This window comes from Streptomyces hyaluromycini (genome assembly GCF_002217755.1).
In the GTDB taxonomy this organism is placed as follows: Bacteria; Actinomycetota; Actinomycetes; order Streptomycetales; family Streptomycetaceae; genus Streptomyces; species Streptomyces hyaluromycini.
On record NZ_BCFL01000026.1, the window covers coordinates 72,354 to 98,838 of the forward strand.

Annotated in this window: 27 protein-coding genes; 22 read left to right on the forward strand and 5 right to left on the reverse strand. The window is 70.4% G+C overall.

Going from position 1 to position 26,485, the window contains the following annotated elements; all coding sequences use genetic code 11:
* Window positions 1-95 precede the first annotated feature (95 nt).
* The 11 genes from SSP29_RS34520 to SSP29_RS34570 all read left to right on the forward strand — a co-directional run bounded on the left by SSP29_RS34520 (window position 96) and on the right by SSP29_RS34570 (window position 11,171).
* Window positions 96-827 carry an SDR family oxidoreductase gene (locus SSP29_RS34520; protein WP_089104824.1) on the forward strand — a complete coding sequence of 244 codons (732 nt, stop codon included), beginning with the start codon at window positions 96-98 and terminating at the stop codon, window positions 825-827.
* Entirely contained in the window at window positions 824-2,290 is a 1,467-nt protein-coding gene (locus SSP29_RS34525; protein WP_245883384.1) for an aldehyde dehydrogenase family protein, read from the forward strand. Before SSP29_RS34520 ends, SSP29_RS34525 begins: the two co-directional genes overlap by 4 nt.
* On the forward strand, window positions 2,287-3,492 hold the full coding sequence (locus SSP29_RS34530) for a CaiB/BaiF CoA transferase family protein (RefSeq protein WP_089104825.1): 1,206 nt from the start codon (window positions 2,287-2,289) through the stop codon (window positions 3,490-3,492). Before SSP29_RS34525 ends, SSP29_RS34530 begins: the two co-directional genes overlap by 4 nt.
* Window positions 3,493-3,549: 57 nt before the next feature.
* On the forward strand, window positions 3,550-4,932 hold the full coding sequence (locus SSP29_RS34535; RefSeq protein WP_089104826.1) for an ABC transporter substrate-binding protein: 1,383 nt from the start codon (window positions 3,550-3,552) through the stop codon (window positions 4,930-4,932).
* 17 nt (window positions 4,933-4,949) lie between these two features.
* The gene (locus SSP29_RS34540; protein ID WP_089104827.1) at window positions 4,950-5,141 is read left to right on the forward strand and encodes a ferredoxin; all 192 of its coding nucleotides are present in this window, start codon (window positions 4,950-4,952) and stop codon (window positions 5,139-5,141) included.
* 33 nt (window positions 5,142-5,174) lie between these two features.
* Window positions 5,175-6,545 (forward strand): cytochrome P450, encoded by a 1,371-nt coding sequence (locus SSP29_RS34545; protein ID WP_089104828.1) that lies wholly within the window; start codon window positions 5,175-5,177, stop codon window positions 6,543-6,545.
* Window positions 6,542-8,218: a thiolase C-terminal domain-containing protein gene (locus SSP29_RS34550; protein WP_089104829.1), complete on the forward strand. Its 1,677-nt coding sequence runs from the start codon at window positions 6,542-6,544 to the stop codon at window positions 8,216-8,218. The genes SSP29_RS34545 and SSP29_RS34550 overlap by 4 nt, the downstream gene beginning before the upstream one ends.
* Window positions 8,219-8,234: 16 nt before the next feature.
* Window positions 8,235-9,149 carry an alpha/beta hydrolase gene (locus SSP29_RS34555; RefSeq protein WP_089104830.1) on the forward strand — a complete coding sequence of 305 codons (915 nt, stop codon included), beginning with the start codon at window positions 8,235-8,237 and terminating at the stop codon, window positions 9,147-9,149.
* Window positions 9,142-9,642, forward strand: coding sequence for a DoxX family protein (locus tag SSP29_RS34560; protein ID WP_089104831.1), 501 nt, complete (start codon window positions 9,142-9,144; stop codon window positions 9,640-9,642). Before SSP29_RS34555 ends, SSP29_RS34560 begins: the two co-directional genes overlap by 8 nt.
* A 15-nt stretch (window positions 9,643-9,657) precedes the next feature.
* Window positions 9,658-10,473: an NAD(P)-dependent oxidoreductase gene (locus SSP29_RS34565; RefSeq protein WP_089104832.1), complete on the forward strand. Its 816-nt coding sequence runs from the start codon at window positions 9,658-9,660 to the stop codon at window positions 10,471-10,473.
* Window positions 10,474-10,559: 86 nt separating this feature from the next.
* The gene (locus tag SSP29_RS34570; protein ID WP_089104833.1) at window positions 10,560-11,171 is read left to right on the forward strand and encodes a TetR/AcrR family transcriptional regulator; all 612 of its coding nucleotides are present in this window, start codon (window positions 10,560-10,562) and stop codon (window positions 11,169-11,171) included.
* On the opposite strand, the gene SSP29_RS34575 is transcribed toward SSP29_RS34570, so the two are convergent.
* From SSP29_RS34575 to SSP29_RS34585, 3 genes are read right to left on the reverse strand one after another with little or no spacing between them, the layout of a single operon-like run.
* Complete coding sequence (locus SSP29_RS34575; RefSeq protein ID WP_089104834.1) at window positions 11,147-11,998, reverse strand: NAD(P)-dependent oxidoreductase; 852 nt, start codon at window positions 11,996-11,998, stop codon at window positions 11,147-11,149. The genes SSP29_RS34570 and SSP29_RS34575 overlap by 25 nt on opposite strands.
* Window positions 11,995-12,366, reverse strand: a complete 372-nt coding sequence (locus SSP29_RS34580; protein WP_089104835.1) for a carboxymuconolactone decarboxylase family protein — start codon at window positions 12,364-12,366, stop codon at window positions 11,995-11,997. Before SSP29_RS34580 ends, SSP29_RS34575 begins: the two co-directional genes overlap by 4 nt.
* 18 nt (window positions 12,367-12,384) lie before the next feature.
* Window positions 12,385-13,800: an aldehyde dehydrogenase family protein gene (locus tag SSP29_RS34585; RefSeq protein ID WP_089104836.1), complete on the reverse strand. Its 1,416-nt coding sequence runs from the start codon at window positions 13,798-13,800 to the stop codon at window positions 12,385-12,387.
* Window positions 13,801-13,936: 136 nt separating this feature from the next.
* On the opposite strand from SSP29_RS34585, the gene SSP29_RS34590 reads away from it, so the two are divergent.
* The 6 genes from SSP29_RS34590 (at window position 13,937) to SSP29_RS34620 (ending at window position 19,246) form a co-directional block, all read left to right on the forward strand.
* Window positions 13,937-15,220: an aromatic ring-hydroxylating oxygenase subunit alpha gene (locus tag SSP29_RS34590; protein ID WP_089104837.1), complete on the forward strand. Its 1,284-nt coding sequence runs from the start codon at window positions 13,937-13,939 to the stop codon at window positions 15,218-15,220.
* A 34-nt stretch (window positions 15,221-15,254) separates the two neighbouring features.
* Complete coding sequence (locus tag SSP29_RS34595) at window positions 15,255-15,584, forward strand: hypothetical protein (RefSeq protein WP_089104838.1); 330 nt, start codon at window positions 15,255-15,257, stop codon at window positions 15,582-15,584.
* Complete coding sequence (locus tag SSP29_RS34600) at window positions 15,584-16,846, forward strand: metal-dependent hydrolase family protein (RefSeq protein WP_089104839.1); 1,263 nt, start codon at window positions 15,584-15,586, stop codon at window positions 16,844-16,846. Before SSP29_RS34595 ends, SSP29_RS34600 begins: the two co-directional genes overlap by 1 nt.
* A gap of 443 nt (window positions 16,847-17,289) precedes the next feature.
* Window positions 17,290-17,538, forward strand: a complete 249-nt coding sequence (locus SSP29_RS34610; RefSeq protein WP_089104841.1) for a hypothetical protein — start codon at window positions 17,290-17,292, stop codon at window positions 17,536-17,538.
* The gene (locus SSP29_RS34615; RefSeq protein ID WP_089104842.1) at window positions 17,535-18,002 is read left to right on the forward strand and encodes a nuclear transport factor 2 family protein; all 468 of its coding nucleotides are present in this window, start codon (window positions 17,535-17,537) and stop codon (window positions 18,000-18,002) included. Before SSP29_RS34610 ends, SSP29_RS34615 begins: the two co-directional genes overlap by 4 nt.
* Window positions 18,003-18,025: 23 nt before the next feature.
* A complete protein-coding gene (locus SSP29_RS34620) occupies window positions 18,026-19,246 on the forward strand; it encodes a low temperature requirement protein A (protein WP_150135477.1) in 1,221 nt (406 codons plus the stop codon).
* Here SSP29_RS34620 and SSP29_RS34625 read toward each other — a convergent pair.
* On the reverse strand, window positions 19,177-19,566 hold the full coding sequence (locus SSP29_RS34625; RefSeq protein WP_150135478.1) for a helix-turn-helix transcriptional regulator: 390 nt from the start codon (window positions 19,564-19,566) through the stop codon (window positions 19,177-19,179). The two genes, SSP29_RS34620 and SSP29_RS34625, sit on opposite strands and share 70 nt — an antisense overlap.
* Before the next feature lie 300 nt (window positions 19,567-19,866).
* Between SSP29_RS34625 and SSP29_RS34630 the strand changes: the two genes are divergently transcribed.
* On the forward strand, window positions 19,867-20,535 hold the full coding sequence (locus SSP29_RS34630) for a TetR/AcrR family transcriptional regulator (protein ID WP_167450060.1): 669 nt from the start codon (window positions 19,867-19,869) through the stop codon (window positions 20,533-20,535).
* A 503-nt stretch (window positions 20,536-21,038) separates the two neighbouring features.
* Window positions 21,039-23,705: a winged helix-turn-helix domain-containing protein gene (locus tag SSP29_RS34635; protein WP_089104844.1), complete on the forward strand. Its 2,667-nt coding sequence runs from the start codon at window positions 21,039-21,041 to the stop codon at window positions 23,703-23,705.
* Between the two features lie 179 nt (window positions 23,706-23,884).
* Here the strand turns inward: SSP29_RS34635 and SSP29_RS34640 are convergent, their stop codons facing one another.
* The gene (locus SSP29_RS34640; protein WP_145968983.1) at window positions 23,885-24,067 is read right to left on the reverse strand and encodes a hypothetical protein; all 183 of its coding nucleotides are present in this window, start codon (window positions 24,065-24,067) and stop codon (window positions 23,885-23,887) included.
* 74 nt (window positions 24,068-24,141) lie between these two features.
* Here SSP29_RS34640 and SSP29_RS34645 point away from each other — a divergent pair, with 74 nt between their 5' ends.
* The 3 genes from SSP29_RS34645 to SSP29_RS34655 all read left to right on the forward strand — a co-directional run bounded on the left by SSP29_RS34645 (window position 24,142) and on the right by SSP29_RS34655 (window position 26,265).
* The gene (locus SSP29_RS34645) at window positions 24,142-24,681 is read left to right on the forward strand and encodes an HdeD family acid-resistance protein (RefSeq protein WP_089104846.1); all 540 of its coding nucleotides are present in this window, start codon (window positions 24,142-24,144) and stop codon (window positions 24,679-24,681) included.
* A 221-nt stretch (window positions 24,682-24,902) separates the two neighbouring features.
* Entirely contained in the window at window positions 24,903-25,121 is a 219-nt protein-coding gene (locus SSP29_RS34650) for a WhiB family transcriptional regulator (protein ID WP_275539778.1), read from the forward strand.
* Window positions 25,122-25,629: 508 nt separating this feature from the next.
* On the forward strand, window positions 25,630-26,265 hold the full coding sequence (locus SSP29_RS34655) for a class I SAM-dependent methyltransferase (protein ID WP_089104848.1): 636 nt from the start codon (window positions 25,630-25,632) through the stop codon (window positions 26,263-26,265).
* The last annotated feature ends 220 nt before the right edge of the window (window positions 26,266-26,485 follow it).

Genomic DNA, 26,485 nt, shown 5'->3' on the forward strand with positions numbered 1-26,485 from the left:
CGGGAAGTGCAAGAGCATCAGATTCTCGTGTTCGAATCCTTGATTCGCTGAAAATGAGAATGTAGTTTCCAGACCAACCGAGCATGGAGGCTGCGATGCGGTTGAAGAACAAGGTGGTGATCGTCACCGGGGCCGGCCAGGGCATCGGTGAGGGATACGCCCGGGCGCTGGCCGCCGAGGGCGCGCGGGTCGTGGTGGCGGACCTCAACGAGGAGCAGGGCAGGCGCGTCGCCAAGGACATCGGCGACGCGCTCTTCGTCGCGGTCGACGTCGCCGACCCCGCCTCCGCCGAGCAGCTCGCCGCCACCGTGATGGCCGAGTACGGCACGATCGACCACCTCGTCAACAACGCGGCGATCTTCCACGGGATGCGCCGCGAGGGCGTCGTCACCGTCGACTACGACTACCTGGACCGGTTCCTCAAGGTGAACCTGCTCGGCGCGCTGCACGTCACCCGCGCCGTGCTGCCGCACCTGAAGGAGGGCGCGGCGATCGTCAACCAGTCGTCCACCGCCGCCTGGCAGGCCACCGGCTTCTACGGTCTCGCCAAGGCCGGCATCAACCACCTCACCGTGTCGCTGGCCTCCGAACTCGGCCCGCGGGGCATCCGGGTCAACGCCATCGCGCCCGGGCCGACGGACACCGAGGCGACCCGCAGCATCATCCCGGAGGCGCACCGCACGGCCATGGTGCAGTCCTTCCCCCTCAAGCGCATGGGGACCCCCGCGGACCAGGCGGGCGCGCTGGTCTTCCTGCTCTCCGAGGACGCGGCCTGGGTCACCGGCCAGGTGCTCGCCGTGGACGGCGGATCGCTGGTGCGGCTGTGAGCGCGCCCGCCGGCAGGTCCCAGCTGATCGACGGCAAACTCCTCACCGCCGACACCACGTTCCCCACCTACAACCCCGCCACCGGTGAGCTCCTCGGCCACGCCCCCGACGCCACGACCGCCAACGCCGCGGCGGCCGTCGCCGCCGCCCGCCGCGCGTTCGACACCACCGACTGGTCCACGGACCGGGACCTGCGGGTGCGCTGCCTGCGCCAGCTCCACCAGGCGCTCGACGAGCACCGCGAGGAACTGCGCGAACTGACCATCGCCGAGGTCGGCGCCCCGCGCCAGCTCACCCACGGACCGCAGCTGGACGAGCCCATCGGCATCGTGAAGTTCTATGCCGACCTGCTGGAGAGCTACGAGTTCACCGCGGACCTCGGCGAGATCGAGTCGCGCGGCCAGCGCCACCACCGCTGGGTGGAGAAGGAGGCGGCCGGCGTCGTCGCCGCGATCCTGCCGTACAACTACCCCAACCAGCTGGCCCTCGCCAAGATCACCCCCGCCCTCGCCGCGGGCTGCACCGTCGTCCTCAAGGGCGCCCCGCAGACCCCGCTCACCACCCTCGCGCTCGGTGAACTCATCGCCGAACACACCGACATACCGCCCGGCGTCATCAACGTGCTCAGCTCCGCCCGCCCCGAGGTCGGCGAACTGCTCACCACCCATCCCGACGTCGACGTGGTCACCTTCACCGGCGCCACCACCACCGGCCGCCGGATCATGGCCGCCGCCGCGGACTCCGTGAAGCGGGTCTTCCTCGAACTCGGCGGCAAGTCAGCCATGATCATCCTGGAGGACGCCGACTTCGTGAAGGCGGGCATGTTCGCCGCGTTCACCATCTGCTCCCACTCCGGCCAGGGCTGCGCCCTCACCTCGCGGCTGCTCGTCCCGCGCGAACACCACGACCGGATCGTGCAGTTGGTCGCCGCGGGCATGGCACGCGTCACCGTCGGCGACCCGACCGACCCCAAGACCACCATGGGCCCGCTGATCAGCGAGCAGCAGCGCGACAAGGTCGACGGCATGGTGCGGCGGGCCGTGGCGGCGGGCGCGACCCTCGTGCGGGGCGGCAACCGGATCGAGCCGGGCTACTTCTACGAACCCACCCTCCTGGCGAACGTCGACCCGGACAGCGAGATCGCCCAGGAGGAGGTCTTCGGCCCCGTCCTCGCCGTGATCCCCTTCGAGGACGAGGAGGACGCGGTCCGGATCGCCAACAACTCCCGCTACGGCCTGTCCGGCGCCGTGCACAGCGCCGACGACGAGCGCGCGATCCGCGTCGCCCGCCGCATCCGCACCGGCACCTTCTCCATCAACGGCGGCAACTATTTCGCCCCCGACGTGCCCTTCGGCGGCTACAAGCAGTCCGGCGTCGGCCGGGAGAGCGGGCGTTCCGGATTCGAGGAGTTCCTGGAGGAGAAGTCCTTCGCCCGGGTCGTCGTACCCCTGGAGCAGACGTGAGGCCGCTGGAGGGCATCCGGGTCCTCGAAGTCGCGATGTACGGCTTCGTGCCCTCGGCCGGGGCCGTGCTCGCCGACTGGGGCGCCGACGTCGTCAAGGTCGAACACGCCGTGAACGGCGACCCGCAGCGCGGACTGCGCCAGACCGGCACCTTCAGGGTCGACGGCGACCCCAACCCCAACGTCGCGCACGCCAACCGCGGCAAGCGGTCCATCGGCCTCGACATCTCCCGGCCCGAGGGCCGCGAGGTGCTGTACGAACTGGCCGAGGACGCCGACGTGTTCCTCACCAGCTTCATGCCCGCCTCCCGGGCCCGCCTCGGCATCGACGTCGACGACATCCGCGCCGTCAACCCTCGCGTCGTGTACGCCCGGGGCAGCGCCCTCGGGCCGCGCGGCCCCGAGGCGGACAGGGGCGGCTACGACATGACCGCCTTCTGGGCCCGCGCCGGCACCGCCGCCAGCATCACCCCGCCCGGCACCGAGGGCCTGATCAGCCCGCCCGGACCGGCCTACGGCGACACCATCTCGGGCACCAACCTGGCCGGCGGCATCGCCGCCGCCCTGCTGCGCCGCGAGCGCACCGGGGAAGCGGCGGTGGTGGACGTCTCCCTGCTCGGCAGCGGCCTGTGGGCGCTGGGCCACGCCATCGGCCTCTCCCTGCATCTGGAGCGGGCCTGGGAAGGCGTACGGCCCAGCGCCCACGGTTCGCCCCGCAACCCGCTCTCCGGGCTCTACCGGACGGCCGACGACCGCTACATCTCCTTCGTCATGCTCCAGCCGACGAGGTTCTGGCCGAGCGTCTGCCAGTGCCTGGGGCGGCCGGACCTCGCCGAGGACCCCCGGTTCGCGACCGGCGAGGCCATCGCCGAGCACACCGAGGAGGCGGTGAAGCTCCTCCGGGAGATCATCGCGGGCGGCACCCTCGCCGAATGGTCCGAGCGGTTCGCCGCCCTCGACGGGCCCTGGGCCCCCGTCCAGGACACCCTCCAGGCCGCCGCCGACCCCCAGGCCCGCGCCAACGGCTACCTCGGGCGGGCCGGCGACCTCGAACTCGTCGCCAGCCCCGTCCAGTTCGACGTCGAGGACACGCGCCTCGGCCCCGCACCGGAGTTCGCCGCGCAGACCGAGGAGATCCTCGCCGAGCTCGGCTACGACTGGGACCGCATCCTCGCCCTGAAGGCGAGCGGCGCGGTCACCTGACCCCGCACTTTCGCACCTCCCTCGGACGACGGCGTCCGAGCCCTTCGAGGAGGCACCATGCGCAGGCTGCTGATCGGCGCGGTCACCGTGACCGCGGTGCTGCTGGCCGGCTGTTCGACCAGATCCGACGACGGCACGCAGTCCGCCGCCGGGACGGCGACGCCCGCCGCGGGCGCGTCCACCGCATCGGCCGATTTCGGCACCTTGAAGAACGTCTGCGGCCCCGGCACCGCCAAGTCCTCGTCCGCCCAGGGCGTCAGCGACACGAGCATCCAGGTCGGCGTGATGTCCGACATCGGCTACACCAAGAACTCCGAGTTCCCCGACGCCGCCAAGGTGTTCACCTCCTGGTGCAACGCCGCGGGCGGCATCAACGGCCGCAAGATCGTCGCCGTCACCCGGGACAGCGCGCTCACCCAGGTCCGCCAAGCGGTCCTGGAAGCCTGCAAGTCCGATTTCGCGCTGGTCGGCGGCGGCTCCGCGCTGGACGCCCTCGGAGTGCAGGACCGCCTGAAGTGCCTGCTGCCCGCCTTCCCCGCCCAGTCCAGCCAGATCGGCGCCATCGGCTCCGACCTCCAGGTCCTCTCCGGCGGCGCCGCCCCCGGCTACTTCCAGTACGCCGGCTACTACACCTGGCTGCTGAAGGACAAGTACCCCGACTCCGCGCAGCAGGTCGGCATCATCTCCGGCGACTCCCCCGTCACCAAGGTGATGTCCGCCCAGTTCAAGGAGGCCGTCGGCGGCCTCGGCGGGAAGGTTTCCTACAACGACCTCTACCCGGCGGCCGGCGTCTCCGACTGGACCCCGTACGCCCAGTCCATCAAGAACAAGGGCGTCAAGGGCCTCGTCTTCCTCGGGGACTTCGCGAGCCTCGCCAAACTGGAGCAGGCGCTCACCGACATCGGCTACACGCCCGACTGGATCGACGCCAACAGCAACGCCTACGGTCCCGCCTTCCTGCAACTCGCCGGCCCCGCCCTGGCCAAGCAGCACAACTACGCCGAACTCTTCGCCACCGCACCGCTGGAGAGCGCCACCGACAACCCGGCCACCCAGCAGGTCCTCGACCTCTTCAAGAAGTACGCGCCGGGCAAGCAGGTCACCTACCCGGTGCTGCGTGCCTTCTCCGCCTGGCTGCTGTTCGCCGCCTCCGCCCGGGACTGCGCCGAGCTGACCCGCACCTGCGTGTACGACAACGCGGTCAAGCAGACCGCCTGGACCGGCGGCGGACTCCAGGCACCGGCCGACCTGAGCAGGTCGGACCTCCCCTCGAAGTGCTACACGATCGTCGAGGCCACCGCGAAGGGCTGGCAGCTCGCGGACTTCAAGCCCACCACGGGCACCTACCGCTGCGACGCCCCCACCTACAAGTACAAGGCCGACTACGGCAAGCCGGCCACCCTCGCGAGCGTCGGCAAGTCGATGGCCGACCTGAAATGAAACCGGAGGTGAGACACATGAAGGTACGCGTCGACCCCGAACGCTGCCAGGGCCACACCCTGTGCGCCATGCGGGCGCCGAAGGTCTTCGAACTCAGCGAGATCGACGGGCATTCCTCACCGGTCACCGAGGACGTCCCCGCCGACCAGGAGGACGCGGTGGTCGAGGCCGTCCGCTCCTGCCCCGAACGCGCCATCAGCGTGTTCTGAGCCGCACCCGGCGGACCGAGAGGAACCGACTCCATGACGACCGCACCGGACGACACGGGCGACGAGGCCCGCAAGCAGCCCCGGGTCCACTTCGACCGGCACGCCCCCGAGTACCGGCATCACTTCGAGGAGAAGACCCAGGAGTTCCACGGCGGTTGCCCGCTGGCCTGGTCCGACACCTACGGCGGCCACTGGGTGGCCGCCGGCAACCGCGAGCTGCTCGCCTTCGCCCGCGCCGGCGAGAAGCTCTCCAACGACCACGACGTGCACGGCGAGCGCCGCGGCTACCAGGGCATCAGCATCCCGGCGCCACCGCGCGGCAGGGGCCTGCGCGGCGGCTTCCTGGAGATGGACCCGCCCGAGCAGCGCGCCTACCGGGGCGCCCTCAACCCCTATCTCTCCCCGGCGGCGATCAAACGCTGGATCCCGTTCATCGACGAGGTGACCCGCGCCTGCCTCGACGAACGGATCGAGAGCGGGCGTATCGACTTCGTCGACGACCTCGCCAACATCGTCCCCGCCGTCTTCACCCTCGCCATGATGGGCATCCCGCTGAAGAAGTGGGAGCTGTACAACGAGCCCGCCCACGCCGGCGTCTACACCCCGCCCAACTCCCCGGAGATGGCCCGGGTGGTGGAGGCCCACATGGCGATGATCAAGGACATCGCCGCCACGCTCCAGGAGGTCCGGGCGACCCCGCGCCCGGGTCTCGCCGACGCCCTCGCCCGCATGGAGATCGACGGCAAGGCCCCGGCGGACAGTGACCTGATCGGTGCCCTCGCCCTGCTCATCGGCGGCGGCTTCGACACCACCACCGCGCTGACCGCGCACGCCCTGGAGTGGCTCTCCGAGCACCCGGCGGAACGGGAGCGCCTCAGCCGTGAGCGCGAGGCCCTCCTCGACACGGCGACCGAGGAGTTCCTGCGCTACTTCACGCCGGCGCCCGGGGACGGCCGTACGGTCGCCGAGGACTGCGAGATCTCGGGCAAGCAGTTCAAGGAGGGCGACCGGCTGTGGCTGTCCTGGGCGATGGCCAACCGGGACCCGGCGGTCTTCGCCGACCCCGACCGCGTCGACCTGGCCCGCGGCGGCAACCGGCACACCGCCTTCGGCCTGGGCATCCACCGCTGCATCGGATCGAACGTGGCCCGTGCGGTCTTCAAGCGGATGCTGCTCCATGTCCTCGACCGCGTCCCGGACTTCGTCTGCGATCCCGAGGGAACGGTCCACTACGAGACCATCGGCGTCATCCAGGGCATGCGCCATCTTCCGGCGACCTTCACCCCCGGCCGGCGGCTCGGCCCCGGCCTCGCGGAGACCCTGGAGACCCTCCAACGCGCCTGCGACGAGCAGGGGCTGGCGGAGCCGGTGACGGTACGCAAGGCGGAGGCGAAGCTCCGTTGAGCACGCCCGACGAGAAGCCCGGAGCCGTCCGTCCCCGGCCCGTGACCGTCCCGGAGACCGAGTTCTTCTGGACGTCCGGCCGCGACGGACGGCTCCGCTTCCGCTCGTGCGGCTCCTGTTCGTCCCTGATCCACCCGCCGCAGCCGGTCTGCCGGTACTGCCGGGGCCGCACCGGCGACCTCCGCGAGGTGTCCGGCTTCGCCACGCTCATCGGCTTCTCGGTCAACCACCGCTTCCCGTTCCCCGGCCTGCCCACCCCGTTCGTCGTCGCCCAGGTGGCGATCGAGGAGGACCCGAGGGTCCGGCTGACCACCAACGTCGTCGGCTGCACCTCGGAGGAACTGCGGCTCGGTATGCGCATGGAGGTGGTGTTCGAGCAGGTCGACGACGTCTGGCTGCCGCTGTTCCGGCCGTGCGCCGAGCAACCCCCGCCCGCACCGCTGCCCACCGACGAACCCGCACCCGAACGTATGCGGGAACACGTCCGTACGGCACCGGCCTCCCGCAGATTCGAGGAGCGCGCGGTCATCAGCGGCGCCGGAGCCTCCCGGATCGGCCGCCGCCTCATGGTCCCGCCCCTCGAACTCACCGTGGAGGCCTGCGAGAAGGCCGTCGCCGACGCCGGACTCACCTTCGACGACATCGACGGCCTCTCGACCTACCCGGGCGGCGGTGCCTACGGCGGCTTCGCCGAGGGCGGGATCACCGCGCTGGAGTCGGCGCTCGGCATCCGCCCGGGCTGGCACAACGGCGCGGGGGAGACCTTCGGCCCCGGCGGCTCGCTGATCGCCGCGATGCTGGCGGTCGCGGGCGGCCTGGCCCGGCACGTGCTGTGCTTCCGTACGGTCTGGGAGTCGACGTACGCCGAACTGCTGAAGCAGGGCAGGATCCGCGCGGCCCAACCGGCAGGCCCAGAAGGGTGGTTCAAGCCCTTCGGTGCCGTCTCCCCGGCGACGATGCTCGCGATGAACGCCCAGCGGCACATGCACCGCTACGGCACCACCCGCGAGACCCTCGGCTGGATCGCCCTCAACCAGCGCGCGAACGCCGCCCGCCACCCGGACGCGATCTACCGCGACCCGCTCACCATGGACGACTACCTCTCCGCACGCGCCGTCACCACCCCCTTCGGCCTGTACGACTGCGACGTCCCCTGCGACGCCGCGACGGCCGTCGTAGTCTCCGCCGCCGAGACGGCTCCCGACCTTCCCAAGCCCCCGGTCCGCTTCGAGGCCGTCGGCACCCAGATCCTCGAACGCCCCGAGTGGGACCAGTCCACCCTCACCCATGAACCCCAGGTGCTCGGCCAGGCCGCCCACCTCTGGACCCGCACCGACCTCGGCCCCGCCGACGTGGACGTGGCCCTGCTCTACGACGGATTCACCTTCAACTGCCTGTCCTGGATCGAGGCGCTCGGCTTCTGCGGCATCGGCGAGGCCCGGGACTTCCTGGACGGCGGCAAGAACATCGCCCGCGACGGGGTACTGCCCCTCAACCCGCACGGCGGCCAGCTCTCGCACGGCCGCACCCACGGCATGGGCCTGCTGCACGAGGCCGTGCTCCAGCTGCGCGGCGAGGCCGACGCCCGGCAGGTCGCCGGTGCGCGCACCGCGGTGGTCTCCAGCGGCGGGCTCACCCCCAGCGGCGTACTCCTGCTCAGGACGGACGGATGACATCCAGGACGGTCGCATGACCTCGCTCGAACCCGAACTCGCCCACGCGGTACGGCGGCTGGTGGCCGACGTGCACGGAGTGCCCGCCTCCGCGCTGCTCGCCGAGGCGCCCCGCCCGCAGGGCGTGATCGTGGCCCTGCACGGCGGCGCCACCACCTCCGCCTACTTCGACCATCCCGGCCACCCCCGCCTCTCCCTGCTGCGCACCGCGGCCGCCGCGGGCTTCACTGTCCTGGCCCTGGACCGCCCCGGCTACGGCAGTTCGGCCGGACACGAGGACCGGATGGCCACGCCCGAGCAGCGCACCGACTTCGCCTACGAGGCCGTGGCCGCACTCCTTGACGGCCGCGAGCGTGGCCTCGGCGTGTTCCTGTGGGCGCACTCGGCGGGCTGCGAACTCGCCGTACGCATGGCGAGCGACCGGCGGGGCGCCGACCTGCTCGGCGTGGAGCTGGCCGGGATGGGCCGCGTCCACCACCCCCGTTCGGTGCTGGCGATGGAGGAGTGGCGGCGCGATCCCACGCGCACCCGGCCCAACCTCCGCCGCGCGCTGTGGGATCCACCGCACGCCTACCCGCCCGACGTGCACGGCGGCCGGCACATCGGCTCCGCCTCGCCCGCCTACGAAGGGCTCCGGGAGAACTGGCAGGAGGAGTTCGCCCGGCTCTCCGGGCAGGTGCCGGTGCCCGTCCACATCACCCTCGCCGAGTACGAACAGGTATGGGCGAACGGCCCCGAGGGACTCGCCGACCTCGCCTCGATGTTCACCGGGGCGCCCCGGGTCGTCCTGCACGAGCAGGCGGGCGCCGGCCACAACACCAGCGTCGGCCGCACCGCCCTCGCCTACCACCTGCACGTCCTCGCCTTCGTGGAGGAGTGCGCGCTCGGCGTCCAGGCCCTGCCCACCGAGCGGCGGTACCGGGATGGGTGAGGCCTCGGACACCGCCCTGCTGGCCGTACGCCTCGTGCTGGGTGCGGTCATGGCGGCACACGGCTGGAACCACTGGCGCGGCCCGGGCGGGATCGACGGCACCGCGCGCTGGTTCGGCGGCCTCGGCCTGACCCGGCCCCGGCTCCAGGCCTGGCTGAGCGTCCTCACCGAACTCGGGGCGGGCGCCCTGCTCGCCCTGGGCCTGCTGACCCCCCTCGCCTGCGCGGCCGTGCTGTCGGTGATGCTGGTCGCCGGACTGCTCGCCCACCGGCCGCACGGTTTTTTCGTGTTCAAGGAGGGCTACGAGTACGTCCTCGTCCTCGGCACGCTCACGGTCGCGCTCGGCGCCTGGGGACCGGGAAAGTACGCGCTCGACACGGCGGCGGACATCGCGGTGACCGGCTGGGCGGGCGCCGGTGTCGTGCTCGCGGTGGGTGTGGTGGCCACCGCCGGTCTGCTGGCGGTGTTCTGGCGTCCGCGGAAGACGACCTGACGTGAGGAGGGCCCCGTGCGTGTGGGCTTCATCGGACTGGGCAGCCAGGGTGCGCCCATGGCCCGGCGGATCGCCGGGGCGGGACACGAGACGACCCTGTGGGCCCGCAGGCCCGCCACGCTCGCCCCGTTCGCGGACAGCGGCGCCAAGACGGCCGGCTCGCCCGCCGAACTGGCCGCCGCGAGCGACCTGGTGTGCGTGTGCGTGGTCGACGACGCCGACGTCGAGCAGGTGGTCACCGGCCCGGACGGGGTTCTCGCCGGGCTGCGCCGGGGCGGGGTGATCGCCGTCCACTCCACCGTGCATCCCGACACCTGCCGCCGCCTGGAGGCGCTGGCCCGGACCTCTGGTGTCTCTCTCCTCGACGCGCCGGTCAGCGGGGGCGGCCGGGCCGCCGAACAAGGCAGCCTCCTCGTCATGGCGGGCGGCGACCCCCAGGTCTTCGCCTACTGCCGCCCGGTGTTCGAGACGTACGGCGACCCCGTCGTCCACCTCGGCCCGACCGGCTCCGGACAGCTCGCCAAGATCCTCAACAACGTGCTGTTCACCGCCCAGTTGGGGCTCGCCGCCGACGCGCTCGGCGTGGGTGCCGCCCTCGGCCTGGACCGGGCCGCGCTCACCCGGGTCCTGCCCCGCGGCAGCGCGGCCAGCTTCGCGCTGGAGCGGGTCGCCGACGCGGGCGGCACCCTCGACCGCATCGCCGCCCACGCGGGCGGACTGCTCGCCAAGGACGTCCGCCTGTTCGCCGGCATCGCGGACACGGCCGGTGCCGGAGAAGCGGGAACGCTCCGGGAGGCCGCGCTCGCCGCCCTGGCCGCGATGGGGAAATGAGGCCAATCCCGTACGCCCTCTCGCCCTGCCGAGGCGCGCCTACATAGTGTGGGCGGGCACCTCTCCAACGGCGGAAGGGGCCCAACGTGGTGTCGGCGAGGCGTCAGCAGATCCTGGAAGCGGCCCTGGAGGTCTTCGCCGAACGCGGGTTCAAGGGCACCTCGATCGACGCGGTGGCCGAGCGCGCAGGCCTCACTCGGCAGGGTTTGCTGCACTACTTCCCCAGCAAGAAGCGGCTGCTCCTCGACCTTCTCGCCTTCCGCGAAGAGCTCGCCCGTGAGCACCTCGCGGGACGCAGGCTCGGGGAGGACTGGGCCGGCGACTTCGCAGAGGCCGTGGCCTTCGAGGTGCACCATCCCTCACTGGCCACCGTGCAGACCGTGGTCCTCGCCGAGGCGGTCACCGGCCAGGAACCGGCCTGCGGCTACGTCCGGGAGCGCAGCCGGTCCCTCCAGGAGCACCTCACCGCCCATCTGATCGAGCGATACGGGGAGCGGCTGCCCAGCGGACTGGACCCGCGGACCGCCGCGGCCGCCGTCCTGGCCCTCATCGAAGGCGTCCACCAGCTGTGGCTCGTCGACCAGGACGCCGAGCGCTACCCCCGGATCGTGCGCGAGGCGCTGTCCGTACTGCTCGGCACCGACAGCGCCCCGGAGCCTCAACTGCCGCAGCCTCAACTGCCGCTGACGAACGGATAGATACGGGTGAAGTCGACGCCCGGCTCGGCCGTGGAGAATGCCTCCCACACCGCGTCCGTGACGGCGGCGAGCGCCGCCGCGCCGCCCGACTCGTCCACCTCACGCAGAAACAGCCGTACGTCCTTCGCCATCAGCGTGTTGCTGAACCCGGAGGCGTAGCGGCCGGTCAGCACCTCCTGCGGGAACTTGTCGAGGGTGGCCCCGCTGCGGCCGCTGGACGCGTTGAGCACCTCCAGAAGCACACCCATGTCCAGTCCGGCGGCCCGCGCGAAGGCGATGGCCTCGCTGGCCGCCGCCAGTGCGGTCGCGGACAGGAAGTTGTTGGCGAGCTTCAACGCCTGCGCCTGCCCGGGTCGGTCGCCGACCCGGCGCCTGCGGTCGCTCAGCCCCGCGAGCACCGGCTCGACGTGCGCGCAGGCCTCGTCGGAGCCCGCGTACATGACCATCAGGGTGCGTCTGTGTGCCCCCGCCACTCCGCCCGACACGGGCGCGTCGACGTACGACAGCCCGGTGGCGGCCAGATGACGGGCGGCCGCCACCCCCACCGTGGAGGTGTCCACGACGTGGGTGACCCGCCGGTCCCGGGCGGCCAGGAGGTCGGCGACGACCTTTCCGCAGACCGTTCCGTCCGGCAGGCTGAGCACCACCGTGTCGGCGTCCCGGGCGACCTCGGCCGGGTCCGGCGCCCAGCGGGCGCCCACCGGAGTGCGGGCCGGACCGGCGTCGTCGTACGCCACCACCTCGAAGCCGCCGCGCACCAGGTTCGCGGCCAGCGCCCCGCCCATGTTGCCCAGTCCGATGAAGCCCACCGCCCCGCGCCCGCTCACACCGCCTCCCGGTCGGCGCGCACCTCGCGCAGGACCGCCGAGGCCTCGGTCCCGGCCGGGGCGCCGCAGTAGGCGGTCAGCTGGAAGAGGAGTTCGTCGATCTCGGCGTCGGTGACGCCGGCGCGCGGGGCCGCCTCCAGATGGATCCGGAAGGCACCCATACGGCCCGTCGCGGCCGTCATCGCCAGCACCAGCAGACTGCGGTCGCGCCGGCTGAACGGTCCGCCGCGGGCCCAGACCCCCCAGGCCGTCGCCGTGACGAAGTCCTGGTACCCGGCCGGCAGGGTGTCCGCCGCCGCCGTGCCGTCGTCGCCGATCACCTCACGGCGCACCGCCCGCGCGGCCCGCTGCCATCCCTCGTCGTACATCAGCCATCCCCTCCGTGGTCAGCCCAGGCTCGCGCTGACGGTCTTGAGCTGCGCGTACTCGTACAGTGCCGCCAGCCCCTTCTCCCGGCCGTAGCCGCTGTGCCGGTAGCCACCGAACGGCGTCTCGATCGTGAGCGGGCCGCCGTTCACCGCCACCTGGCCCGCCTCGATCCGCTCGGCGAGCCGCAGCCCGCGCGCCAGGTCGCCGCTCCACACCGCCGCCACCAGCCCGTAGTCCGTGTCGTTGGCCAGGGCCAGCGCCTCCGCCTCGTCCCGGAAGGGCAGCGTGACCAGGACCGGTCCGAAGACCTCCTCGCGGGCGATGCGGGCGTGCGGATCCACCCGGGCGTACACGGTGGGCCGGATGTACAGGCCGCGCGCCTCGGGCCCCCGCGGGTACGGGCCGCCGCCGGTCGCGGGCGGCACCGGGGCGTCCGCCAGGAAGTCCAGCACCCTGTGGTACTGCGCCTCGGTGATCAGCGGGCCGAAGTCCACGCCGGGGCGCAGCTTCTCCACGGCCGTGACCACCCGGTCCACCACCTCATCGTGCACCGGCTCCTCGACCAGCAGCCGTGCGGTGGCCGAGCACACCTGCCCGGAGTTCGCCGCGACCGCCGTCACCGCGACGGCCACCGCCCGGTCGAGATCCGCGTCGGCGAACACCACCAGCGGTGACTTGCCGCCCAGTTCCAGCGTGAGCGGGACCAGCCGGCCGCCCGCCACCCCCGCGAGATACCGGCCCGTGGCCACCGACCCGGTGAAGGCCAGGCGCCGTACGCCCGGATGGGCGGCCAGGGCCTCGCCCGCGTCCGGTCCCGTACCGGTGACGACGTTCAGCACCCCGTCCGGCAGCCCGGCGCGGGTGGCCAGCCGGGCCAGGTGCACGGTCGAGAGCGAGGTGAACTCAGAGGGCTTGGCGACGACCGCGTTGCCCATCGCCAGGGCGGGGGCGAGGGCCCTGCAGGCCTGGTTCAGGGGCAGGTTCCAGGGGGTGATCACGCCGACGACACCGTACGGCTCGTACCGCGTGTACGTGTGGACGCCCGCCCCCTGCTCGATGACCGTGCCGTGCCCGGCGGCACGCACGACCCCCGCGTAGTAGCGGAAGTAGGCCGCCGACATGTCCGTCTCAAGCCGCAGCTGCGCGGGGACCTTCCCGGTGCACTCCCGCTCCAGTCGCATCAGGGTGCCCGCGTCGGCGTCGATCGCGTCCGCGACCCGGTGCAGGATCGCTCCGCGCTCGGCGGGGGAGCGGGCGGCCCAGCCGAGCCGGGCCCGTTCCGCCGCGGCGACGGCATGCCCGACGTCGGCCGCGCCGCCCGCCGCTGTCCCGTCGCCGGGCAGCCCGGTGGCCGGATCGAGCGTCGCCAGCCAGGTGCCGCTCGCCGGCGGCTCGGGGCGGCCGTCGATCCAGTGGTCGTGGCGTGTCGTCAAGAGCGTCCTCCACTCGTGAGAGCCGCGATGCCGATGACACGACCATAGGTTCCATATGCAGAATACGGAAACGCTATTCTCCAAATCAGAGACGATTGTTATCGTGGGGCTGTCAACCGACCGGAGGTTCCCACTCATGGCGCACTTCCCGAAGCCCGCCGAGGGCAGCTGGACCGAGCACTTCAAGATCGGTACGGAGCCGGTCTCCTACGCGGACTCGATCTCACCGGAGTTCTACGAACTGGAGCGGGACGCCATCTTCCGGCGGACCTGGCTGAACGTCGGGCGGGTCGAACAACTGCCGCGCAAGGGCAGCTACTTCACCAAGGAACTGGACGCCGCCCGTGCCTCCGTCGTCGTCGTGCGCGGCACGGACGGCGAGGTGCGTGCCTTCCACAACGTCTGCCGCCACCGCGGCAACAAACTCGTCTGGGACGACTACCCCCGCGAGGAGACCAAGGGCACCTGCCGCGCCTTCACCTGCAAGTACCACGCCTGGCGCTACGACCTGGAGGGTAAGCTCGCCTTCGTCCAGCAGGAGTCGGAGTTCTTCGACGTCGACAAGTCCAAGTACGGGCTGCTGCCCGTGCAGACCGACGTCTGGGAGGGGTTCGTCTTCGTCAACCTCGACCCCGACAACACCACACCGCTGCGGGACTATCTCGGCCGGTTCGCCCACGGCATCGAGGGCTACCCGTTCCACAAGCTCACCCAGGTGCACAGGTACCGCGCCGAGATCGGCAGCAACTGGAAGCTGTTCATCGACGCGTTCGCCGAGTTCTACCACGCGCCGATCCTGCACGCGGGCCAGTACGTGGCCGAAGAGGCCGCCAAGATCAAGAAGTACGGCTACGAGGCACTGTCGTACGACATCGACGGCCCGCACAGCATGGTCTCCTCCTGGGGCGGCATCGCACCGCCGAAGGAGCGGGCGATGGTCAAACCCGTCGAACGGGCCCTGCGCAGCGGCCTGTTCGGCCCCTGGGAGGCCCCCGACATCGGCCTGACCACCGAGCAGCTGCCACCGGCCGTCAACCCCACGCGCAGCAAGGTCTGGGGCATGGACTCGTTCGTGTTCTTCCCCAACTTCATGCTGCTGGTCTGGCGGCCGAACTGGGTGCTGACCTATCACTACTGGCCGACGTCCTACAACACCCACATCTTCGAGGGCACCTGCTACTTCGTCCCGCCCAAGAACGCCTTCCAGCGGCTGCAACAGGAGCTCGCCGTGGTGTCGTTCAAGGAGTACGGCCTGCAGGACGGCAACACCCTGGAAGCCACCCAGGCCATGCTGGAGACGCGCACCGTGGACGAGTTCCCGCTGTGCGACCAGGAGGTTCTGCTGCGCCATCTGCACGCCACCGCACAGCAGTTCGTCCGCGCCTACGAGCAGCCGGTGACGCCGACCCCCGCGTCCTGAGACGCCCCATCGAGCAGACAGGGAGAGTGCAGACATGACCACGGTCTTTCCCGACGGGTTCCACGAGCTGGAGCCGTTCGCGGACTGGGCGATCCAGGGCGAGCGCGCCCGCTACGCCAAGCGCGTCGACAGCACCATGGAGGAGTTGCAGGCCTTCTACGACGTGGCGTTCCCGCTGCTGCAGAAGGGCACCACGTACCTGGAACAGGTCGGCATGGAGGACATCGGCGAGCAGGACAAGCGGCTGCTGTGGGCGTTCTGCTCGCTGGTCACCATCGCCTTCCCGGTGGAGGCGTGGGGCCAGCCGCGGGTCCCGGACAGCGGGCCCGCAGGCATCCACGCCGTCGTCGAACCCGCCGTGTGATGGCCGGGCGGGAGACGGCCCCCCGGCCGCCCGTACTGCTGCGGGCGGCCCGGCTGCTCGACGTCGACAAGGGCGAACTGGTCGAGCCGGGCGAGGTGCTGGTGGTCGGCGAGCACATCGCCGAGGTGCAGCCATGCCGCCTCCCCGAGGGCACCGTCGTACAGGACCTCGGCGATGTCACCCTGCTGCCGGGCCTGATGGACATGGAGGTCAACCTCTTCCTCGGCGGACCCGACCACCGCAGCCCGCTGATCCCGGTCCAGGAGGACCCGGCGCTGCGCACCCTGCGTGCGGTCGCCAACGCCCGCCGCACCCTGCACCGCGGGTACACGACCGTACGGAACCTCGGTCTGTTCGTGCAGACCGGGGGCGTGCTCCTGGACGTCGCCCTGAAGAAGGCGATCGACCTGGGGTGGGTGGACGGGCCACGCGTGGTGCCGGCCGGGCACGCGATCGCGCCGACCGGCGGGCACCTCGACCCGACCATGTTCCAGGCGTTCGCGCCCGGGGTGCTGCCGCTGACCGTGGAGGAGGGCATCGCCAACGGCGTGCCGGAGGTGCGCAAGGCGGTCCGGTACCAGATCAAGTACGGGGCGAAGGTCATCAAGGTCTGCGCTTCCAACGGTGTGATGTCACATACCGGCCCGGCGGGCGCGCAGCAGTACTCGGACGAGGAACTGCGCGCCATCGTCGACGAGGCACACCGGGCGGGCGTGCGGGTGGCCGCCCACTGCATGGGGGACTCGGCGATCCGGGCCGCCGTCGACGCCGGCATCGACTGCATCGAGCACGGCTTCCTCGCGAGCGACGCCACCCTCGACCTGATGGTGGAGCGCGGCACCTTCCTGGTCGCCACCACGTATCTCACCGAGGGCATGAACACCCAGCACGCCGACCCGGAACTGCGGGCGAAGGCCGCCGAGGTCTTCCCCCGCGCCCGTGAGTCCACCGCCCGGGCGATCCGGCGGGGCGTCAAGGTCGCCCTCGGCACCGACGCGCCCGCGATCCCGCACGGCAAGGGGTCCCTGGAGCTCCTCGCGCTCGTGGACCGGGGCATGCGGCCGCTCCAGGCCCTGCGGTCCGCGACCACGGTCGCCGCCGAGCTGATCGGCGCCGACGACCGGGGCCGGCTGCGGCCGGGCCTGCTCGCCGACGTCATCGCCGTCCCCGGCGACCCGCTCGCCGATCTGTCCGTCACGGGGCAGGTGTGCTTCGTGATGAAGGGCGGCCGGGTGTACCGCGACGACACGCAGGGACCCTGACCGCCGTACGGGGCCACGAACGCCGGTCGGTACCGCGCTGAGGAGAACTGGAGTACCGACGGGTTCGACCGCATCCAGCTACCGGGCGTTCGCCCTGTTCATGCTGGCTGGCGAATCGGGAACGACGTCCACTCGAAAGGGCGAAGTTCTGCCAGTAACTCGCAGATTCCAGGAGCTGCTTCCGTAATTTGCGGCGGGCGGTCGGCCAGAGCCCGGGTGCGGGCAGCGGCGGGCGGCTGCCGGCCGCGCTGGGTGCCGAGGGAAGGCTGAGGGAGGCTGTCTGCCGCCGGTGCGGCTGGCCGGGGATCGTCGGCGCGGACGGCACCTGCCGGGGATGCTGGATCGCGGTCCGGCCCGGTCAGGATCGTGTGTGGATGCATGCCGAGTTCGGACGGCCACTGCCCGCCCGCACCGGGTAACCGCCACAAGACCTCGACCTCGGAGTGTCGTCGGCGGCGCACAGCTCCGAGGAGTACGAGAAGATCACGTACGGCTACACCCTGGAGGCCGCGCGCGTCGTGGCGGCCGGCAATCCGCACCTGACCTTCGTGTACGTGTCGGGGGAAGGCACCGACAGTACGGAGCGGGGGAATCACCAGAATCCGGTGAGGACCTTTCACCTGCCCGGCGGCAACCCTGAACACGGGCGTGCAGTGAAGGCGCCGAGGCCCGTAAAGGAGATGCCGCCGTGAGTATCCATACGTCAGTCACCGAGGCGGAGGCCGCCGACCGGCTCTCCCTGCGCGAACTGGTCGACGCCTACGCGCACTGCGCCGACCGGCGCGACGCCAAGGGCCAGATGGCCCTGTTCACCGAGGACACCCACTTCGTGGTGTACATGGACGCGAGGGACCCCGAGCCCACGCAGGAGCTGCATGACCGCGAGTCGCTGGCGCCGGTCTTCGACGCGCTCAACGCCTATGCCGCCACCATGCACTTCAACGGGCAGAGCACGATCGAGCTGGAGGGCGACCGCGCGAGTGGGGAGACCTACTGCCTGGCCCACCATCTGACGGAGTCCGACGACGGGTCGCGGACGATGATGGTCGCCTCGATCCGCTACCTCGACACGATGGTCAAGCGGGAGGGGCAGTGGCTGTTCGCCGAGCGCCGCCTCCTGGTCAACTGGACCGACATGCGGCCCCTTGAGCTCTGATCTGATCCGGACGCACACGCATCATGCCTGAGGCATTCGAACGCTGGGCGCGGCCGCGCCGTCTGCTGTGGCAGCCGCCGCGCCCGCACGGCGAACAGCCGCTCGAACGCGCTGTCAGCCCGCTGGAACTCCTCTACGACCTGGTCGTGGTCGTGCTGGTCGGTGAGGCCGCCCATCACCTGTCCGCGCACCTGTCGTGGCGCGGGCTCGCGGAGTTCGCCGCGATGTTCACGCTGATCTGGATCGTCTGGCTCAACGGCAGCCTCTACCACGACCTGTACGGCCGCGAGGACGCCCGGGGCCGTACAGCGTTGCTCGTGCAGATCCTCGCCATGGTCCCGCTGGGCGCGTTCATCCCCCAGGCCAGCGGCTCGGGTGGCTTCGCCTTCTCGGTCAGCGCGGCGGTGCTGTTCGCGGTCCTCGCCCTGGTCTGGTTGTCCGCCGAGCGCGGCACGAGTGCGGAGTACCGCCGCTCCAGCCAGGTCTTCGTGGGCGGGACCATCGCCTGTGCGGCCCTGCTCGCCGCAACGGCCTTGCTGCCGGCCGACACTCGCCTCGCGGTCTGGCTCCTGCTGGATCTCCTCTATCTCGCGGGCTTGAGCGTCATGATCGGGACGGCTCCCCCCGGCCTCACCATCACGCCCGCGCTCATCGAGCGGTCCGGTCTGTTCACCATCATCGTGCTCGGCGAGACGGTGCTCGGCGTCGTCGACGGGCTGGCCCGCGAGAGCGCAGACGCCCTCACGATCGCCGTCGGTCTCGTCGCGGTCATGATCGGTTTCGGCGTCTGGTGGACGTACTTCGACTTCGTCGGCCGCCGCCCGCCGCGACCGACCCGCGCGGCGACCGTCCACTGGATCGTCGCCCACCTACCGCTGACCGCCGCCGTGACCGCCATGGGCGCGGCCATGCCGGGCCTGGTCGAGCACGCCCACGACGGGCGCACCTCGCCTCCATCGCGTGGCTGCTGTGTGCCGCCACAGTCGTCGCGCTCGCCGCCGCGATGGCCCTGTCGGCGAGCCTTGAGGCATGGCGCGCCGACCGTGCGCTGTATCGCCCCGCGCCTGCGCCGTGGTGGGAGTCCTCTGCCTGGCACTTGCCGTCGCCCGACCGGCTCCACTGCCTCACGGCCTTGCCCTCGTGGCCCTGCTCGGCGTTCCCTGGGGCGTCGCCGTCATCCGCCAGACGGCGAACGACACGGTCGACGAGTGGCCGCCGCATCGCCGACCCCGAGCTTGGCGTAGATGCCGCGAAGGTGCGTGCTGACAGTGTTCAGCGAGACCGTCACCCCGTTGGCGATCTCCTGCCGGGTCAGGTTGGTCGGCAGGCGGCGCAGTACCCGCAGTTCACTCGGGCTGAGCGGCTCGGCCCGGACCTGGCCGGTGTCGGCGGGACTGGCGGAGCCATGTACGGCGTCGAGGAGGTCACTGATCTGCGCAGGGTGTCCGGTGTCCCACGACGGGAGCGACTCCAGCAGTCTCCAGGCACCGGGCATGGCGAACGGCAGGATCAGCCGGTCCGGCTCGGCAAGAGCGAGCGCCCGCTCGACGCCTGAGCAGAGCACCGCATGAGCTTCACCGAATGCCTCGCTCGCTACCTGATCGGCTAAGACATGACCGGCCTCAACAGCTCAGCCTTCTACCCAGGCGCTGTGAACCTGTAGCACCTCCCGATGTCTGCCGACGAACGCCCCGAGCCTTGGTCCGGCCCAGACCGCGGCATGCGAGACGCCGGCACTCACCCGCAAGGGACGGCCCCAAACGAGTTGACCTCCAAACAAGAAATGCAGAAGCGGTTTAGAATGTGCACTCGATACAGCGCGTATTTGTCAGTTGCCCGAGGAGACCCCCAACGCCGCGAGCAGGTGCTCGCGTCCGCGCTGACCGTTTTCGCGGCCTTCGGATACCGCAAGACATCGATGGACGCGGTGGCCCAGGCCGCGGATGTTTCCCGCCCCGGCCTGTACTTCCTCTTCTCCAGCAAGGAGGAACTGTTCCGTGCGACCATGCAGCGGGAGTTGGAGCGGGCCCTGGGGGAAGTCCGCACGGTGTTGGCCACACCCGGCATGGACCTTGGTGCGCGCCCGGTGGCCGCGCTCGACGCTTATCTGGGCAGGTATGTCGGTACCCGCCTCAGCGAGGGTGTCGATGCCCTCCTGGAGCATGGGGCAGCAAAGCTCGACAGCATGTACGACGACTACCGGTCCGCTTTCCACGACGCACTCACTGAGGCCGTCACCACCTCCGGGTGGCCTGCCGGGAATGTCGTACCGCTGCACATCGCCGAGGTCCTGGCCGCCGCTGGTGAAGGGTGGAAGCACCGCGTGGCCGACCGCCCGGAATTCGTCGACAAGCTCGCCTTGGCCGTCGACGTGGTGTTGCGGCCCTGGGCCGGACGGTGTGCCGCCGATCCGTGTTGCGGACTTCGTCCCCACACGGCAGGAGCCGATCGCCGCACGAGGCGCGCCCGAAGGCGGCAGGAGGGCCGACAGCTGCTTCGGGCACCAGCCAGGCTCGGGCATAGCCGAGGCTGACCTGCCGGGCGCCCCGGCCGACGCCGATGGGTTCCTCGCCCTTGGGTACCGGCCCGCTCAGGTAGCCGCACCAGAGGCCAGGCCACGCCGCGGGGGCCGGCGCCGGGCACCGGCCTCACATGTGCCGGGCTGCAACGGGGCCCTCGGCTCGATGAGCCCAGGGCCCCGAGGAGCCGAGCAGTCGCAGGCCATGGGCATTTCCGCGCACCAGGTCGGGCCCGATCGCCGCGAGGGGGCGAGAGAGGACCAGCACCGGCCCTCGAAGCGCCGTCGCATGGCGCCCGGCACTGCTTCCCCGTCCGTTATCGGCTTCCAGCCTCGCCACGCAGTCGGCAACAGGCCATCCCTTGATCCCGGTGAGTTGCCTGATCGAATCGGCCCAAGATCACAGGGGCTGGAGGCCGCGGTGATCGCTGCATCCCAGGCGCGGTGGGACCACGAGGCTGCGCTCTCGACACACAGCGACCGGTAACGGAGTTCGGACGCGGGAAGGGAGAGGCACGATGACCAAACGGTCAGCAACGGCGACTTCTGGTCGCCCGACGAGCCAGGGGCGGCAGGGGCTGATCGACCGTCATGGTCTCGTCAGCCTGCTGGACCAAGCCGCCCAAATGCCAGTGACGATCGTTTCCGCTCCCGCTGGCAGCGGGAAGACGTCACTGCTGCGGGTCTGGGCCAACCGGCCTGGCCAAAGCCGTCACATCGCCTTCCTGTCCGTACGGCCCGGCCAGCACGACGCCCAGCAGTTCTGGCTCGCTCTCCTGGCCGCGGTCCGGTCTGCCACCGGCACGGGCGAGGTGGAGCAGCCGGTCGCTCGTGACTTCGACGGCAACGCCATGGTGGACCGGGTTCTCTCCGAGCTCATGGACTGGGGCAGGCCCTTCTTCCTGGTCATCGACGACCTGCACGAGCTCAGTTCTGCCGATGCTGTCGAGCAGCTCACGAGGCTCCTGATGAGTCTCCCGCCGGACGTCCACGCGATCGTGGCCACTCGACGGGACCGTTCACTGCGCCTCCACCGGCTGCGCCTTGCAGGGCAGTTGGCCGAGATCCGCGACGCACAACTGCGCTTCAGCCAGGAGGAGACGCGTGACCTCCTGGCCACCGCGGGAATTGCGCTGCCCGAAGCGGCTGCGGCGATGCTTCATCAGCGGACTGAGGGCTGGGCGGCCGGGCTACGGCTGGCGGTGCTCTCACTCGAAGGGCGAGCTGACGCAGCCCAGTTCGTCACCGAGTTCTCCGGCAGCGACCGTACGGTCGCCGAATACCTGATGGCGGAGATGCTCGACCGGCAGCCGCTGGACGTTCAGCGAATCCTGCTGCGGACTTCGTTCCTGGACCAGGTCAACGGTGAGCTGGCCGACCTGCTGAGCGGCTCCGCCGGGGCAGAGCGGATCCTGCTGGACCTGGAGGACGCCAACGCGTTCGTCGTCTCACTCGACGCCGACCGCACGTGGTTCCGTTACCACCACATGTTCGGTGACCTGCTCCGGCTCGAACTGCGCCGCACCTTCCCAGGAGACATCCCGGACCTGCACCGGATCGCGGCGCACTGGTTCACAGACCACTCGCACATCGCCGATGCCGTCCACCATTTCCAAGCCGCGGGCGACTGGAGTCAGGCGGCCGACCTGCTCACCGACCACGCCGTCAGCCTCACTCTCGACGGGCAGACCGAAACCGTGTCCGCGCTGCTGCGCGCCTTTCCCGCGCAGGCCGCCAAAGACCACCCCGGTCTGTCGTTGGTCCAAGCCATCACCGACCTCGACAGGATGTGTCTCGACGAGGCCGCCGCACACCTGGATGTCGCCCGGTCCTATGCCGCAACCACACCAGTGAACCGCCGGTCCCGACTCCGCATGGCCATCGCATCCCTGGAACTGCTGCTGGCACGCCTGCGCGGTCACTTCGACGGTGTGTCCGAACTGGTCGAAGCCCTGCCCACCAACGCCGCCAGCCAGTCGGGTGCCGAGACGGCGCTCAGCAGTGACCTGCGCGCCGTCGCCCTCCTCAACCACGGTGTCGTCAAAGCCTGGCTGCTACGGCTGGCCGACAGCGAGCAGGACCTGCTGGAGGGCGCCGCCCTGGCGAGGGACATCGGCCGCCCCTACCTGGAGGTGGCGTGCCTCTCCTACTACGGACTCGCTTCTTGCCCCCGTTCCTTCTCGCAGGCCCGTCGGCGCTGCGAGGAAGCCATCGCTCTCGCCGCTCGGCACGGCTGGGACAACAACTCGGTGATCGCGCCGGCGCAGGTGACACTCGCCGGGACACTGATCTGGACCGGCGAGTTCGACGGCGGCACACATTGGCTGAAGCGCGCCCGTAAAGCAACCGAAAGGTCGGGCGAACCCGGACTACGGGTGCTGGCCCATCTGCTCGCCGCATGCGTCCCCGCAGCGCACGGCCACCACCACGAAGCACTGGAGGAACTGGCCGCCGCCCGGCGGGTCCAGGCCCGCATGGTCGGCGAACACGCGCTGGCGATAAGAGTGATCGGCTGGACCGCCGCATGCCAGGCCCGGCTCGGCATGGTCGACCTGGCCCGCGAGACCCTCTCCGACCTCGACGAACGACAGGCTTCGAGCGGTGAAGCCTGCAACGCCGCCGCGGTCATCAGCCTGGCCGAAAAGGACCCTCAACGAGCCCGCCACGAACTCCGGCCGGTCCTGGACGGCACAGCCCCCGTCAACCCGTACCTCACGCGGGTCGAAGCCAACCTCCTCGACGCGCTCGCCTGCCGCGACCTGGGGGATGAGCGCGCCGCACAGGCCGGCATCGAACGGGCACTGACCATCGCGGAACCAGACCGGTTGATCTTCCCGTTCGCGATGACGGGTGCGTGGCAGTTGCTGGACACCCCGGGGCCACGGGGACAAGCACACGCCGCATTGATCGCCGACATCCTCGACATGGTCCACGACGGCACCCTGGCAGCAGCTGCCTGGGCGCCCGGCGGTCCAGCCGAGGCGCTCAGCCCGAGCGAGCTGAGGGTCCTGCGCCTCCTGCCGACGAACCTCACCAGGCCCGAGATCGCCAACGAGCTATCGGTCTCCCTCAATACCATCAACACCCACATGCGCCGCATCTACGCCAAGCTCGGCGCAACCGACCGCTCCTCGGCCGTACAGCGCAGCCGTGAACTGCGACTGCTGGCCCGAAACCGCGCCTGAAGGACAACGGGTCACCAGGGAACGTCTCGCCGACGCCAACGATGCGAATCGCCGGATTCGAGTGATGACCCGTCACACGCCCACCCGCGATCCTGGCAACGCATCGAACAGATCGGAATCGACAAGGGCCGGGAGCCGGCGCGACGGCGTCCTGCACCACCCGCGATACATCGACGACATCAACCCGTGCACGCCATCACGCTGGCCACGCTGGACCTGACTCCCGCCTTGCAGAACTGCGGTGCCGCCATCGCGGCCGCACCGAACACCTGCTCATAACCGGCGCGTCCGCCGCGCCGGTCCTTCCCAAGCCCCGGCTGCGCCTTCGCGTCCGCCGACATCGCGGCGTTGACCACCGGCACCGACCTCAGCATCCGCCTGTCGAGTTGCTTTGCCCTCGAAGGCGAGAGCCCTGACCTACCAAAGAGGAGAACGAATGCCGAAATCCACCACAACGCTCCTGTGGCGTGGCCTGCTCAGCATCGCTCTCGGGGCCACTTCAGTCCTCTGGCCCAGCATCACCATCGGCACGTTCGTCATTGTCTTCGCTGTCTTCGCCTTCCTTCTCAGCGCCGTGGAGTCACTGCGCGCATTCAGCAGTGACCGCGTCGGCCCTGTCCTCGGCTGGCTGTTCCTGGCACTCATCGCCTTCGGGGCAGGATGTGTCGCGCTGGCCTGGCCTGGCATCACAGCACTCGCCCTCACCGTGTGCATCGGCGTCTGGGCACTGATGGCCGGCGCCGGCGAGATCGCACTGGGCCTCCTCCCTGGTATGAGGGCCGGCTATCGCGCCTTCACGACCCTGACCGGCCTGATCTCGATCATGCTGGCATGCGTGCTCTTTGCGCGCCCCGACATCGGGGCGGTCTCGCTCGCCACGGTCTTCGGTCTGTTCAGCCTCGTTCACGGGGTCTCCACTCTCGTCCTTTCCATCCAACTGAGGTCCTGCGCCAACGTAAGCCCGAGCGCACGGTAGGCACATCGATTGAGGGCTCACACTGATCTTGTGGTGATCCCGCGTCCGCTTCGGCAGGGAGATGCCCTCGCTGGGCACGGGCTCGCGCTGGAAACCTTTCGCTATAAAGGCCGGCGCCATGACAGGCCCCTCTGTTTGATCGGGAAAGATCTACTTCCCTGGAGGGGAAAATGATCCTCATCAGACACCTTGCACCCCGCATAGATTTCTGGGACTGGCAAATGGAGGCCGCATGCCGAGGGATGGGAAGTTCTTTCTTCTATTCCCCATCTGGCGAACGGGGCCTGGACCGCCAAGCGCGGGAACAGGCAGCGACGGCCATCTGCTCCGAGTGCCCGGTACGGGAGAAGTGTGCTGATTTCGCGCTGTCAACACGACAGGAGTTCGGAGTTTGGGGCGGACTCACGGAGTCCGATCGCGAGTCGAGACGCATCAGATGACGCAAGAGCAGGACAGCGAGTACGCGTTGCACACCTCCGGCGCGATCTTCGTGGAGATCGGCTTCGACCCTGACCTCGGAATCCTGTGACTGTCTGCCCCTGCCGTCGAATGCCGGCGACGCAGCCAGCGGCTCCGCCGCCTCGTTCAGAGCACCACGGATCGCGCCGATCAGATCGAGCCGGAACAGCTGCGTTTCGGCCGGCCCACACCGAGACGAACGTGATTCGACGCTGCTGGCCCGGCTGAGCGGCCCAGAGCCGCAACACAGACGTTTCCCGCTGCCCGCGGGCGCCGAGATGATCGTCACTCGTTGCCGCGCGGCGAGATCCAGGGTCGCAACCAAGTCGTGCCGATCGATTGGCCCGACCCTGCCCGGCACATCGGCCATCGCGCTCTCTCCTGCATGCGAGCACCACAGCAGTCCCAGGAGATCACCCGAATCCAGTGACGACACCTCACCAGCGCGGCCGAGACCCTGCAGGCCCGACGACTGAGGGAAGCACCATCATGACCAGTCCGCCCAAGCAGACCGATCTCACCCTGTTCCTGGGGCAGTTGCTGCAGTCACCGGCCCAGCTGGGTGCGATCGCACCCAGTTCACAGCACCTGGCCCGACTGATCTGCGCACCGGTGTCAGAACGTGGCGAGCCCGTCGTGGTTGAGCTGGGTGCGGGCACTGGCCCCTTCACCGTGGAGATCCAGCGCAAGCTCGCCGGCCGCGGCCGTCACCTGGCCATCGAGGTCAATCCGCACCTGGCCGACCGCCTGCAGCAACGGTGCCCGGGCGCCGAGGTCATCCGGCAGGATGCCGCCCTCTTGCCCCTTCTGCTCGACGAACGCGGCATAGACCGCGCCGACGTCATGGTCAGCGGCCTTCCCTGGGCGCTCTTTCCAGCATCTCGCCAGCAGCAGCTCATGGACGTGGCGGCTGCCAGGCTGGGACCACACGGTGTCTTCACCGCGTTCACCTATCTCCACGCCGTTCCTCTGCCCCTCGCCAAGCGCTTCCGGAACCTGTTGGACGAACTGTTCGAGGAGGTTGTGCCCAGCCGAACGATCTGGCGCAACGCACCTCCGGCCTTCGTCATATATGCCCGCCGACCCCGGAGACAGGGGCAGCAGGGGACATCGGCAGCCTCATGAGGCCGGCTCACATTTGCTGCCCCGGATCCATTGGCGTGTCACCTCACCTGCCCAGGCCGGGCTTCATCTGCCGTAGGGCCCACATCTGCGACCCCAGCCGTGCCGAGCGTGCGGGCTCCTCGGAAGCTACCGGGCATGGGTAGGTCCGTCGTCGACTGCACCAGTCGACGGGAGGGGCCCTGTTGCCTGCGGGAGCGTGGTGCCATGGTGATGTGGATCC